Raw genomic sequence first — 11,577 nt, forward strand, 5'->3', positions numbered from 1 at the left:
CGCCCGCACGGGGCCGGGCCTCAGCCCGTACCGGCGGCGAGCAGCATCAGCCCGGCCGCGGCGGCCCGGCTCAACCCCTGGCTCCCGCCGACGAGGACCCCGCCGCCCCGGCCACGCGACCGGGCCAACGAGGGGTGCGGATCCGGGGGACCCGACCTACGGTGAGGACGGGACGCCGGGCGGCCGTACGCCGCCGACGGCGCTCCCTCCACCGCAGGCGACGGCCCGCTCGCCGGGCGTCCGCACCGTGCGCGGCCGGTCCCGTACGGAGTCGCCGAATCCGGTCATTCGGAAACCAGACACTCGTCGCCACGACGAGTGGGAGGCATCATGAGAAAGCTCCCGGTCGCACTGGCCCTGATCCCCGCCGCCGCGCTGATCACGTCGTGCTCCGACAACGGGGGAGCGTCCGGCGGCAGCGCCGCCGCGCAGAAGCCGGGTGTCGTCACCGCCGAGCCCGTGCAGTCCCAGGCCCCCCGGTCCCAGGCCGCCCAGTCGCCGCAGACGCAGGTGAAGGTGGTGGCGGACGGGCTGGGAGACCCGTTCGAGCTCGCCTACGCCCCCGACGGCCAGCTCTGGGTCAGCGAGAAGTCCGGACTCAAGATCACCCGGGTCGACCCGCAGAGCGGGGCCAAGAGCACCGCCCTCGACCTCACGGGAAAGGCCTACCACAGTCAGGACGGGCAGGACGGCGTCCTGGGCTTCGCGTTGCACCCGGACTTCGGCAAGGGCAAGGGCAGCGACTACCTCTACCTCGCCTACACCTACAAGAACGGCAACGACTCGGCCACGAAGATCGTCCGCTACACCTCGAAGGACGGCCAGCTGTCCGACGAGCAGCCCGTCCTGACGGGGCTGCCGGGGCACAACCAGCACCAGTCGGCCCGGATCCGGTACGGACAGGACGGCAAGCTCTACTACTCGATCGGCGACCAGGGCCACAACTACCTGGCCGACTACTGTCTGCCGAACCACGCGCAGGACCTGCCGACCGCCGCCCAGGTCGCCGCGTCGGACTGGTCGCTCTACCAGGGCAAGGTGCTCCGCATCAACCCGGACGGTTCCGTCCCCGACGACAACCCCGAGCTGAACGGCGCCCGCAGCCACATCTACGCCTACGGCATGCGCAATCCGGACGGGATGGACTTCGGCGGCAAGGACCTCTACACGGCCGAGAACGGCCCGCTCACCGACGACGAGTTCAACCACATCACGAAGGGCGGCAACTACGGCTGGCCCAACGTCGCCGGATGGAAGGACGACAAGGCGTACGTCTACTCCAACTGGTCGCAGGCCAAGGGCGGTTGCGAGAAGCTCACCTACAACCCGGACCCGAACTCGCCGCCGGCCGAGGTGCCGACGACGAAGGAGTCCGACTTCACCAAGGACATGGTCTCCCCGCTCAGCACGTACGGGACGACCGTCGAGAGCGGGCACAACTTCGGCACCACGCCGGTCTGCCCCGACGCGGCGTCCGCCTACATGTGCTGGCCGACCATGGCGCCCGGCAGCCTCAAGGTGTACGGGGACGACGTCCTCGTCACCTCGCTGAAGAACGGCACCGTCTTCCGGCTCTCCAAGGACGGCAAGAAGTACGAGGAGCTCTACCGGACCGTCAACCGCTACCGCGACGTCGCCCTCAGTCCGGACGGCAGGACGCTGTACATCGCCACCGACAGCGAAGGCCAGCACATGGTCCGCGGCGAGGGCGGTACCCCGACCACCCACCTGGCGAATCCGGGGGCGATCCTCGCCGTCCCCTACGACCGGAACAAGTCGCAGTGAAGCCCCGACACGGAGGTGAGACAGTCATGACCCGTCACGACGAACAGCCCAGGCGTGCCCGGCAGTCCCGGGAGCGCACCACCGACCGGCCGAACACCCCGCCGGAAGCCGCCCGTTGGCGCAAGCCCAGCTACCAGGTGGTGGAGGCGTCACTGGAGGTCTCGGCGTACTACCTCGCCAAGCGGTAGCCGTCCCCGGACCGCACCGCACCGGTAGGACCACCACTCGAAGAGGGAGGAAGCGCTGTGCGACTGCACGTACTCGGTACGGCAGCCGGCGGCGGCGTCCCGCAGTGGAACTGCGCGTGTCCCGGCTGTGCCGGGGCACGCGCGGTTCCGTCGCGCCGACGGCTGCACGCGTCCGTCGCCGTGGAGACCGAGCCCGGCCGGGTGTACCTCGTGAACGCCACCCCGGACATCGCCGAACAGATCGAGCGCTGCCCATGGCTGCACCCCGAGGGCCGGCGCACCCGGCTGTCCGGCGTGATCCTCACGGACGCCGAACTCGACCACACGCTCGGCCTGGCGCGGCTGCGCGAGGCCGACGAACTGGAGGTCATGGCGACCGACGCGGTACGGGACGCCGTGCACAAGGGACTCGGGCTCGGCGAGGTCCTCGCGCCCTACACCCGCCTGCGCTGGCGGGACTTCGACGGCGTCGAGCTCGAACCGCTCTCGGGCAAGCGCCCCCGCTACGCCCGGGACGCCTGCGACGGGGACTGGGTGAGCGCCCTGCGGGTGGGCGGACTGCTCTACGCGCCGTCGACCGGCGTCTGGACCGACGGGTTCGGCGAGGACGCCGACCTGGTCCTGGTCGACGGCACCTTCTGGGACGACGAGGAGCCCCGCACCGCCGGGTTCTCCACGAAGTCCGCCACCGGGATGGGCCACCTGCCCGTGCTCGCCACCCGCGACCGGCTCGCCGCGCTGTCCGCCCGGTGCCTCTACACCCATCTGAACAACACCAACCCGCTCGTCGACCCGGGCTCCCCCCTCCACGCGGAGCTGGCGGACCGGGGCCTCGGGGTGGCCGCGGAAGGAGCGGTCCTCACATGGTGACGACCTTCGAGAGCGAGCTCAGGGCCGTGCCCGAGCGCCGCTACCACCACCGGCACCCCTTCAACCTGAGGATGCACCAGGGGCTCCTGCTGCCGGAGGAGCTGCGGACCTGGATCCTCAACCGGTTCCACTACCAGCGGCACATCCCGGTCAAGGACGCGCTGATCCTCGCCAAGCTGGAGGATCCCGCCCTGCGCCGGCTGTGGATCCGCCGGATCACCGACCACGACGGCGGCGACGGCGACGAAGGCGGCATCGAGCGCTGGCTGCGGCTCGGCGAGGCGGCCGGGCTCGACCGCGCCGACCTGCTCTCGGGCCGCGGGGTGCTGCCCGGAGTGCGGCTCGCCGTCGACGGCTACGTCAACCTCTGCCGCAACGGCACGCCCCTGGAAGCCGTGGCCGCCTCGTTGACCGAGCTGTTCGCGCCGGACCTGATGGCCACCCGGATCGCCGCCTTCGAACGGCACTACACCTGGATCGAGCCCGTGGGCCTCGCCTACTTCAGGACCCGCGTCGGCCAGGGCCGTCGGGACAGCGACGAGGCGCTGTCCCTCGTGCTGTCCTGGGCGCGCACCCGGGCCGAGCAGGAGGCCGCCATCGCGGCGCTCGCCTACAAGTGCGAGCTGCTGTGGACCCTCCTCGACGCCGTCGAACGGGCCCCGGCGTGACCTGGCGACCGGCCCTGAGCGGGTACGCGCGGCTGCGCCACTGCCCGGTGCGGAACAGCACGCTGCTGGTCGTCCCGGAGCGCATCGTCGTCCTCAGCGCCGAGGCGGCCGCGATCGTCGGGCTGTGCGACGGCACCCGGACCGTACCGGAGATCACCACCGGGTTCCCGGCCGAGGGGGCCGACGACGTCGTGGTCTTCCTCGACGACCTGAAGGAGCGGGGATGGCTGCGGTGAACCCGCCCTGGGCCATGCTGGCCGAACTCACCCACGGCTGCCCCCTGCGCTGCCCGTACTGCTCCAACCCGCTCGAACTCACCTCCCGCGCAGCGGAACTGACGACAGATCAGTGGCTGGACGTGCTGGCGCAGGCCGGTGAACTCGGGGTCGCGCACGTCCACCTCTCGGGAGGTGAGCCGCTGGTGCGGCGCGACCTGACCGAGATCGTCGCGGGGGCCGACCGCGCCGGGATCTACGCCCAGCTCGTCACCAGCGGACTCGGCCTGACCCGGGAGCGGCTGGCCGCTCTGGTGGCGGCCGGGCTGCCCAGCGTCCAGCTCTCCGTCCAGGGCGCCGACGCCGCCTCCTCCGAGCTGATCGCCGGACGGCGGTCGTTCGCGGCGAAGGAGCGGGCCGCCGCGCTGGTCCGCGAGGCCGGACTGCCGCTGGGCCTCAACGTCGTCCTGCACCGCCTGAACCTCGATGACATCGACGCGATCGTGGACCTCGGCATCGCCTGGGGCGCGGTGCGCATCGAACTCGCCAACACGCAGTTCTACGGCTGGGGGCTGGCCAACCGGGCCGCCCTCATGCCCACCCGGGACCAGCTGGCCCGCGCCCGGGAGGCGGTCGAGCGCCGACGGCGGCGGACCGGCGTCGAACTCGTCTGGGTCGTCCCCGACTACTTCGACGGTGTCGCGAAGCCCTGCATGGGTGGCTGGGGCGCGGTCTCCCTGACCGTCGCCCCCGACGGTCGGGTCCTGCCCTGCCCCGCCGCCTACGACCTCCCGCTGGACCTGCCGAACGTCCGCGACCACGGCCTCGCCTGGATCTGGTCCGAGTCGTCGGCCTTCCGGGCCTACCGCGGCACCGACTGGCTGCCCGAACCCTGCGCCTCCTGCGCGCTCCGGGAGGCCGACTTAGGCGGCTGTCGCTGCCAGGCCTTCGCCCTCACCGGCGACCCGGGGCGGACCGATCCCGCCTGCGCGCTGTCGCCCGACCACGGCCTGGTCACGGAGCTCACCGCCCGGCAGGACGGGGACCTCGTCTACCGGGCTCCCGCCGGCCGGTGAGGCTCCGCCCACGGGCCGTGGTCCCCGGTCCGGACCCGGCCGGCCGGTCGCACGGTGCCGAGGCGGCGGCACGGCTCCGTCCGGCGGCCGGCCGGTGCCGGTCCGGTGCTCAGGTGGTGCCCGCGTGGTCCTACGCGGCGCCGAGCACCTGCCGGACGGCCTGCCGGGCGTGGTCCAGCGGTTCGCGGCAGTGCCGGACGGAGGCGAGCAGGACGGCGCCCTCCACCAGGGCGAGGGTCTGCCCGGCGGCGGTCCGGGCCTCCGCCGGGCCGAAGCCCTCGCCCTCCAGCCGGTCGGCCAGGATCCGCTGCCAGCCCGCGTACAGCTCGGCGCAGAGCGTCCGCAGCGCCTCGTTGGTGCCGGCCACCTCCAGGGCGACGGTGGCGATCGGGCAGCCGCTGGTGTACCGGGAGCGCTCCAGGCGTTCGGCGAAGGCGTCGATCAGCCGCCCGGCGAGGGTGACGGTGTCGGCGCCCTCGCTGGCCGGGGCGGCGAGCAGCGCCTCGACCTCCTGGCCGGCCTGGGTGAGCGCGGCGGCCACCAACTGGTCCTTGCCGCCGGGGAAGTGGAAGTAGAGCGAGCCGCGCGGGGCGCCGGTGGCGGCCACGATCCGGTTGAGTCCCGTCCCGAAGTAGCCCTGCGCCTCGATCAGTTCCCTGGTGCCGGCGATCAGCCGGGCCCGGGTCTCCTCACCCTTGACTCCCATGCGGCGATAGTAGACCGGTCTGCATATTACTGTCGACGGGCCTTCGAGCGTTCCTCGACCGCTTGTTGACTGGCCGTCAGAAGTGGAAGCGCGGCGGGTAGCCGGTCCAGTGCAGCTCCTCCGGCAGGTGGCCCTGGTCGTTCAGCAGCAGGACGGCGGGCGGGGTGGCGGTGTCGGTCATGCCGCGGTACTCCTCGGGGCGGACGAAGATCATGTCGTCCCGAGTGACACGCCGGAGGCCGCGCCCGGTTCCGGCTCAGCCCGTGTGGGCCGCGTCCGCGTGGGCCAGGCCCGCGTGGGCCTCGTCCAGCAGCGCCAGCTCCTGCGCCGACAGCCGCAGCGCCCCGGCGGCGATGTTCTCCTCCAGGTGCGCCACGTCGCCGGTGCCCGGGATGGCCAGCACGTGCGGGCCGCGGTGCAGCGTCCAGGCCAGCCGGACCTGCGCGGTGCTCGCCCCGCGTGCCTCGGCCACCGCCCGGACCTGGGCGGGCTCGGCCACCCCGGCGCCGTCCTGCCGCCCGGCCCCGGCGATCGCGTAGAAGGGGACGAAGGCGATGCCCTGCTCCCCGCAGATCCGCAGCAGCTCGTCCTGCTCCGGCGTGGCGCCGATGCCGTACGGGTTCTGCACGCAGACCACCGGCGCGATGGCCCGCGCCTCGGCGAGCTGGTGCGGGTGGACGTTGGACAGGCCCAGCTGCCGGATCAGTCCGGCCTCGCGCAACTCGGCCAGCGCGCCGAAGCGTTCGGCGACCGAGTCGGTGCCGAGGATGCGCAGGTTCACCAGGTCGAGGTGGTCGCGGCCGAGTTGGCGCAGGTTCTGCTCGACCTGGGCGCGCAGCCGCGCGGGGGTGCGGGCGTGCTCGACCCACTCGCCGTCCGGGCCGCGGCCGGGGCCGACCTTGGTGGCGATCACCAGGTCGTCGGCGTACGGCGCGAGCGCCCGGTTGATCAGCTCGTTGGCGGAGCGCAGCGGGGAGAAGTAGAAGGCCGCCGTGTCGATGTGGTCGACGCCCAGCTCGACCGCGCGGCGCAGCACCCGCAGCGCCTGCTCACGGTCGCGCGGGACGGCGTCCGGGACGAGTGCCGGGCCGGTCTGCGGCAGGCGCATCGTGCCGAAGCCGATCCGGTGGACGGTGCGGTCGCCGAGCCTCCAGGTGCCGGAGGCGGCCGCGGTGACGGTGGGGGTGGTGGCGGTGCTGTCGGAAGTCATGCCGGTCATGATCGCTACTGAAGCGGCCTGACCGCCAGTGATTCGAACATGTCCATGGGGAGCGGGGTGGCGGCCGAGCCGGCCGGTCGGAGCGCGGCCTGGTCGCCGCCGGGCGCCGCCGGTTAGGCTGCCGGGCGTGGAGCAGGAGAACGCGGCGGGCGCCCGGCCGGTGGACGAACGGGCCGGGGCGGACTGGATCCGCGAGCACCTCGGCGTGGTCCTGGAGCCGCAGGGCTCGCTGGCCGCCTTCGACGGGCGCCTCGTCATCGACCTGGACACCCGGGTCGTCACCGTGGACGGCCGTGAGGTTCGGCTCCACCGCTCCGACGTCAGGCTGCTGCGCGGCCTGATCGAGCTGGGCGAGGAAACGCACGCGCCGGACACGATCATGTGGAAGGTCTACGGCGCGCCGCTCCACCCCCACGAGCTGAGGTACCCGGTGGCGGTGCTCAGGGCGAAGCTCGGCGAGCCCGGCTGGATCGTGCGGACCGAGGAGGGCCGCTACGGCCTGCGGCCCCCGGAACTGCCGTAGCCGCATACCGACGGCATGGCGGGCGGCGTCGGCAACCGGTTCTCCGCCGACGACACCCGCCACGACCACTGCCACGTGGGCTTCGACTACTGGTATCCGTAGGTCAGTTGACGTTGACGCCGCTCCAGGCCGCCGCGACCGCGTTGTACTCGGCGCTGCCGGCGCCGTACAGGTCGCGGGCCGCGTTCAGGGAGGCGGAGCGGGCGCCCTTGTAGGTGGTGGTGGAGGTCATGTAGACGGTCAGCGCGCGGTACCAGATCTTGGCGACCTTGGCGTTGCCGATGCCGGCCAGCGTGGAGTTGTTGCAGGTCGAGCTGGTGTAGGTGACGCCGTTGACGGTCTTGGTGCCGCTGCCCTCGCTGGCCAGGTAGAACCAGTGGTTGCCGACGCCCGAGGAGTAGTGGACGTCGAGCTTGCCGACGCCGCTGCTCCAGCAGTCGGCCGAGCGGCCGTCCAGCGAGGGCTTGTCGAAGCGGCGCAGCCACGGCGGGGTGGACTGGTCGCTGAACAGGTAGTCGCCCTTGTCGACGCTGTTGTTGGCGTACCACTCGACCATGGTGCCGAAGATGTCGCTGGTGGACTCGTTGAGGCCGCCGGACTCGCCGCTGTAGCGCAGGTTGGCGGTGGCGCTGGTGACACCGTGGGTCATCTCGTGGCCCATGGTGTCGAGGTCCACCTGCTCCGGGTCGGTGGTGCCGTCGCCGTCGCCGGTCATCATGCAGAAGCAGGTGTCGGACCACTGGGCGTTGTCCCAGTTGGTGCCGACGTGGACGAAGACGGTGGCGCCCTTGCCGTCGTTCTTGATGCCGCTGCGGCCGTGGACGTTCTTGTAGTAGTCGTACGTCCAGGCGGTGTTGGCGTGGGCGTCGACGGCGGCGGTGGTGCGGTTGGAGGAGAACTTCTTCCCGTCGCCCCAGACGTTGGTGGTGCTGGTGATCGGGGTGCCGGAGGAGGCCTTGAGCGAGCTCGCGGAGACGTTGTTGGCGTCCTTGGTGACGTGGCCGCGGACCGGGTCGGTCAGGGTGTAGCCGGCGTTCGCGGCGGTGGTGTCGATGGTGACCGTACCGGTGTACTCGGAGTTCCCGGTGCCGGCGGCCTGGTGCTCGGCGTCGTAGGACTCGATCTGCTCGCCCGTGGTGGCGTCGGTGACGACCACCTTGCCGGCCGGCTGGCCGTGCTCGCCGGTGCCCTCGACGGTGGTGCGCCAGGCCAGTCGGGGGGTGCCGTCGGCGGCCCAGACGACCAGCTCGGGGGAGCTGACGGCGTCCTTGACGCCCGGGGCGGCGGCCAGCGCGCCGGCCGCGCCGGACTGCGCGGTCACCTTGGGGACGGTCGACTTCACGGCGGCGTCGTGGGCGGCCGCGCGGGAGGAGTCCTTGAGCCGGCCCTTGGCGTCCTGGTGGACGACCAGGTCGCCGCCGACCACCGGCAGGCCCTGGAAGGTCCGGTCGAAGCGGACATGGGTGGCGCCGTCGGCGTCGACCACGACGTCCTTGAGCACGAGGTCCTGGCCGGCGCCGAAACCGAACACCCCCGCGTTGTGGGCGACGTTGGCGCGGGCCTGGGCTATCGCGGCCTCGCGCATCCCGGGGGCGGCGGAGGCCGTGGCGGCCGGGACGGTGGCGCCGGCGAGGGCGGCGACGACCACGAAGGCCGCGGCCACGCGGGCACGGCGGGAGGAGGACGTGGGGATCACTCTGACTCCAGTGGGGTAGCTGTGCAGGGAAAGGAGCTGCGACCGAGATTGACGGGGGTCAGTCAGATTGAGCTAGAGGAAAGGTCATAACTTTGCCAAGTCGTGTCCTTGGTCGATAAAAAATGATCGGAAGTTAACAAGGGCTCTACAGTGCCGTCGTGACGATCGACTACCTGTGGCGCGGCCCGCTCGCCGATCCCGAACTCGACGCCCTGCACGCCGAGGCCTTCGGCCACCCGGTGGAATCCGGCGGTTGGCTCGCCCGCCTGGAACGGCACAGCCTCGGCTGGGTCACCGCCCGCCACGCCGCCGACGGCGCCCTGCTCGGCTTCGTCAACCTCGCCTGGGACGGCGGCACCCACGCCTTCCTGCTCGACACCGCGGTCTCCCCGGGCAGTCAACGGCAAGGCGTCGCCACCCGGCTGGTTGCGGAGGCCGCCGCCGGCGCCCGCGCGGCCGGCTGCGCCTGGCTGCACGTCGACTTCGAGCCGCACCTGCGCCCCTTCTACCTCGACGCCTGCGGCCTGCGTCCCACCGACGCCGGGCTGTTGGCGCTCTGACACCTTGCCGCCGGTCCCCGATGCTCCGACACCGGGCCGCCGGGCCTCCGGTGCTCCGGCACTGGGCCGTGGGCCCCGGAGGCTCTACGCTTCCGCCCCATGGGCGGATGGGTGGGGGCCTGGACCGGCGGCCGGGCGGCGGTCCACGTCGGCGACGTCGCGGACTTCAACGCGCAGTTCCTCAGCCCTGGCATGGACCCGGCGCAGCGCCTGCGACGGCTGCGGCACGCCCACCACTACGCCTGCCTGGCCGCCTGCTACAGCCCCGAACCGGCGCTGCTGGTGCTGCCCGCCGAGGTCGCCCCGGAGTGGACCGACTGGCTGGCCCGGGAGTTGGCCTGGGGCCCGGTCGAGGTGCACAGCGGCGTGGCACCGGACCGCACGGTGGCCGAGGCCCTCGCCGACCGTCCCGCCCTGGCGGCCCGGATCGCCGACTCCGGCCGCCCGGTGGTGGGGTGGGGCCGGACGGCCGCGCAGGGCGAGGGTCCCGAGCTGGCCGCCGTCCGCCGCTACGAGTCCAAGGCCGCCGCGCACGACCTGTTCGCCGCCCTCGCCCCCGGGCACCCCGGCATCCGGGTGCCGCACCAGGAGCGCCCGGGCGGCCGGCGCCGGGCGGCCCGCCGACTGACCGCCCGCGCCGTCCGGGGGCTGACCACGGTGCTGAAGAGCCCGTACGGCGTCGGCGGCTACGGCACCGTCGTGGTGGAGCCCGCCGAGCTGTTCGCCGCGGGCGGCGGCGGGGCCCTGCTGCGCCGCCTGGTCCGCACCGAACTCCTGCCCACTGGCGGGGAGTTGCTGCTGGAGGAGTACGTCGACGCCGGCCCGGCCGCCCGGCTGCGCGACCTCACCCAGGATGCCCTGGTCGGCCCGGACGGCACCGTCCACCCGGTCGGCGCGGGCGCCATGGCGGTGGCCGGCACCCGCTACCAGGGCGTCACCGTCGGCCCCGGCACGGTGCCGCGGGACGCCGCCGACACCGCCCGCCGGTTCACTCTGGCGGTGGGGGAGCGGCTGGCCGCCGAGGGCTACCGGGGCTGGTACGACGTCGACTTCGTCACCGACCGGGAGCGCCGGCTCGCCCCCACCGAGATCAACCTGCGGCTCACCGGCCCGGCCGTCGCCCTCCTGCTGCGCGCCCGCCTCGACGCGGTGCGCGGCCCCGGCCACCTGGTCCGCACCCTGGACGCGATGCCGCTCGGCGCCCGGCTCGACCAGGCGGCGCTGCACGACCACCTGGAGCGGCTGCGGCCGCGCTGCGCCCGGCTCGGCGTCACCCTGCTGCCGCTGATCCCGACCGCCTCCCGCGAGCCGGAGCCCTTCGTCGGCCTCGCCCTGGCCGGGCCGGACACCGAGTCGCTGGACGCAGCCGAGGCGCTGGTCGCCGCCGCGAACCACGGGCTGGCCCGGATGTTCGAGGCGCTGCGCTGAGCCGCCGGCGAGGTGCGCCTGAGCAGCCGCCGACGGGGTCGGACCCGCCCGAGTCGCCGACGGGGTCCCGTCACCCCTTCCCGGCCGGCGGACGCCAGAGCACGAAGCACACCAGCACCAGCGCCGCGAGCATCAGCGGGATGTTGAACGCGAACACCATCGCCGTCTCGCGCGGCCAGTCGGTGGCCTTGGTGAGCCGGTAGAGGTTGTCCTGCGGCCACCAGTTGACCAGCAGCCAGGTGATCGCCAGATGGGTCAGCACCGACAGCCGGAACGGCCTGCCCAGCCGCAGGACGGCCTGGAAACCGGTGGTGAGGTAGACGACCCCGGCGCCGAAGGCCAGGTTCTCGCAGAGGTACAGCAGCTCGAAGAAGCCGCGGTACGGGGAGGGGACGCCCGTGACGTCGGTCGAGCCGGGGAAGAGGACGAAGGTCATCGCCCAGGCCGCGAAGGCCAACACCAGGACGCCGGCGACCACCGCACAGCCGCTGGTGAAGCCCTCGTCCCCGGAGCGCCAGCCCCCGGCCTGGCCCCCGGCCTTGCCGCCGCCCTTGCCGCCGCTCCGCCCGCCCGCCTTGGCGGAGCGCGGGGCGGCGTGCTCCGGCGGGGCCGGCAGCGGCAGTGCCGCGCGGTCCAGCTTGCC

At 73.3% G+C, this 11,577-nt stretch carries 14 protein-coding genes; 9 read left to right on the forward strand and 5 right to left on the reverse strand.

Features of this window, described 5'->3' with window-relative positions; all coding sequences use genetic code 11:
• Positions 1-330 precede the first annotated feature (330 nt).
• From ACFU6K_RS16435 to pqqE, 6 genes are read left to right on the forward strand one after another with little or no spacing between them, the layout of a single operon-like run.
• Entirely contained in the window at positions 331-1,785 is a 1,455-nt protein-coding gene (locus ACFU6K_RS16435) for a glucose/sorbosone family PQQ-dependent dehydrogenase (protein ID WP_380663623.1), read from the forward strand.
• Between the two features lie 26 nt (positions 1,786-1,811).
• Complete coding sequence (locus tag ACFU6K_RS16440) at positions 1,812-1,973, forward strand: hypothetical protein (protein WP_380663624.1); 162 nt, start codon at positions 1,812-1,814, stop codon at positions 1,971-1,973.
• A 57-nt stretch (positions 1,974-2,030) separates the two neighbouring features.
• Positions 2,031-2,843 carry a pyrroloquinoline quinone biosynthesis protein PqqB gene (gene pqqB / locus ACFU6K_RS16445; protein ID WP_380663626.1) on the forward strand — a complete coding sequence of 271 codons (813 nt, stop codon included), beginning with the start codon at positions 2,031-2,033 and terminating at the stop codon, positions 2,841-2,843.
• Complete coding sequence (gene pqqC / locus ACFU6K_RS16450; RefSeq protein WP_380663627.1) at positions 2,837-3,511, forward strand: pyrroloquinoline-quinone synthase PqqC; 675 nt, start codon at positions 2,837-2,839, stop codon at positions 3,509-3,511. Before pqqB ends, pqqC begins: the two co-directional genes overlap by 7 nt.
• A complete protein-coding gene (gene pqqD / locus ACFU6K_RS16455; protein ID WP_380663629.1) occupies positions 3,508-3,747 on the forward strand; it encodes a pyrroloquinoline quinone biosynthesis peptide chaperone PqqD in 240 nt (79 codons plus the stop codon). Before pqqC ends, pqqD begins: the two co-directional genes overlap by 4 nt.
• Complete coding sequence (gene pqqE, locus ACFU6K_RS16460; RefSeq protein WP_380663630.1) at positions 3,735-4,802, forward strand: pyrroloquinoline quinone biosynthesis protein PqqE; 1,068 nt, start codon at positions 3,735-3,737, stop codon at positions 4,800-4,802. Before pqqD ends, pqqE begins: the two co-directional genes overlap by 13 nt.
• A gap of 130 nt (positions 4,803-4,932) precedes the next feature.
• On the opposite strand, the gene ACFU6K_RS16465 is transcribed toward pqqE, so the two are convergent.
• The 3 genes from ACFU6K_RS16465 to ACFU6K_RS16475 form a co-directional block, all read right to left on the reverse strand.
• On the reverse strand, positions 4,933-5,508 hold the full coding sequence (locus ACFU6K_RS16465; protein WP_380663631.1) for a TetR/AcrR family transcriptional regulator: 576 nt from the start codon (positions 5,506-5,508) through the stop codon (positions 4,933-4,935).
• Between the two features lie 76 nt (positions 5,509-5,584).
• Positions 5,585-5,722 carry a hypothetical protein gene (locus ACFU6K_RS16470; RefSeq protein ID WP_380663633.1) on the reverse strand — a complete coding sequence of 46 codons (138 nt, stop codon included), beginning with the start codon at positions 5,720-5,722 and terminating at the stop codon, positions 5,585-5,587.
• A 42-nt stretch (positions 5,723-5,764) separates the two neighbouring features.
• Entirely contained in the window at positions 5,765-6,718 is a 954-nt protein-coding gene (locus ACFU6K_RS16475; protein WP_380663634.1) for an oxidoreductase, read from the reverse strand.
• 136 nt (positions 6,719-6,854) lie between these two features.
• On the opposite strand from ACFU6K_RS16475, the gene ACFU6K_RS16480 reads away from it, so the two are divergent.
• Positions 6,855-7,250 (forward strand): hypothetical protein, encoded by a 396-nt coding sequence (locus tag ACFU6K_RS16480; RefSeq protein WP_380663636.1) that lies wholly within the window; start codon positions 6,855-6,857, stop codon positions 7,248-7,250.
• A gap of 103 nt (positions 7,251-7,353) precedes the next feature.
• Here ACFU6K_RS16480 and ACFU6K_RS16485 read toward each other — a convergent pair whose 3' ends face one another.
• Complete coding sequence (locus tag ACFU6K_RS16485; protein ID WP_380663637.1) at positions 7,354-8,946, reverse strand: M4 family metallopeptidase; 1,593 nt, start codon at positions 8,944-8,946, stop codon at positions 7,354-7,356.
• A gap of 158 nt (positions 8,947-9,104) precedes the next feature.
• Between ACFU6K_RS16485 and ACFU6K_RS16490 the strand changes: the two genes are divergently transcribed.
• Together ACFU6K_RS16490 and ACFU6K_RS16495 are read left to right on the forward strand one after the other, a co-directional pair.
• Positions 9,105-9,506 (forward strand): GNAT family N-acetyltransferase, encoded by a 402-nt coding sequence (locus ACFU6K_RS16490; RefSeq protein ID WP_380663639.1) that lies wholly within the window; start codon positions 9,105-9,107, stop codon positions 9,504-9,506.
• Positions 9,507-9,605: 99 nt separating this feature from the next.
• Positions 9,606-10,934 carry a hypothetical protein gene (locus ACFU6K_RS16495; protein WP_380663640.1) on the forward strand — a complete coding sequence of 443 codons (1,329 nt, stop codon included), beginning with the start codon at positions 9,606-9,608 and terminating at the stop codon, positions 10,932-10,934.
• Positions 10,935-11,004: 70 nt separating this feature from the next.
• Here the strand turns inward: ACFU6K_RS16495 and ACFU6K_RS16500 are convergent.
• Positions 11,005-11,577 (reverse strand): hypothetical protein (locus ACFU6K_RS16500; RefSeq protein ID WP_380663642.1); only part of this gene is annotated, 573 nt, incomplete at its 5' end.

This window comes from Kitasatospora sp. NPDC057512, from assembly GCF_042802135.1.
GTDB lineage: Bacteria > Actinomycetota > Actinomycetes > Streptomycetales > Streptomycetaceae > Kitasatospora.

Coding starts and splice junctions, on each gene's coding strand:
- ACFU6K_RS16435 (WP_380663623.1), top strand. CDS start 331: ATGAGAAAGCTCCCGGTCGCACTGGCCCTGATCCCCGCCGCCGCGCTG.
- ACFU6K_RS16440 (WP_380663624.1), top strand. CDS start 1,812: ATGACCCGTCACGACGAACAGCCCAGGCGTGCCCGGCAGTCCCGGGAG.
- pqqC (WP_380663627.1), top strand. CDS start 2,837: ATGGTGACGACCTTCGAGAGCGAGCTCAGGGCCGTGCCCGAGCGCCGC.
- pqqE (WP_380663630.1), top strand. CDS start 3,735: ATGGCTGCGGTGAACCCGCCCTGGGCCATGCTGGCCGAACTCACCCAC.
- ACFU6K_RS16465 (WP_380663631.1), bottom strand. CDS start 5,508: ATGGGAGTCAAGGGTGAGGAGACCCGGGCCCGGCTGATCGCCGGCACC.
- ACFU6K_RS16470 (WP_380663633.1), bottom strand. CDS start 5,722: ATGATCTTCGTCCGCCCCGAGGAGTACCGCGGCATGACCGACACCGCC.
- ACFU6K_RS16475 (WP_380663634.1), bottom strand. CDS start 6,718: ATGACTTCCGACAGCACCGCCACCACCCCCACCGTCACCGCGGCCGCC.
- ACFU6K_RS16495 (WP_380663640.1), top strand. CDS start 9,606: ATGGGCGGATGGGTGGGGGCCTGGACCGGCGGCCGGGCGGCGGTCCAC.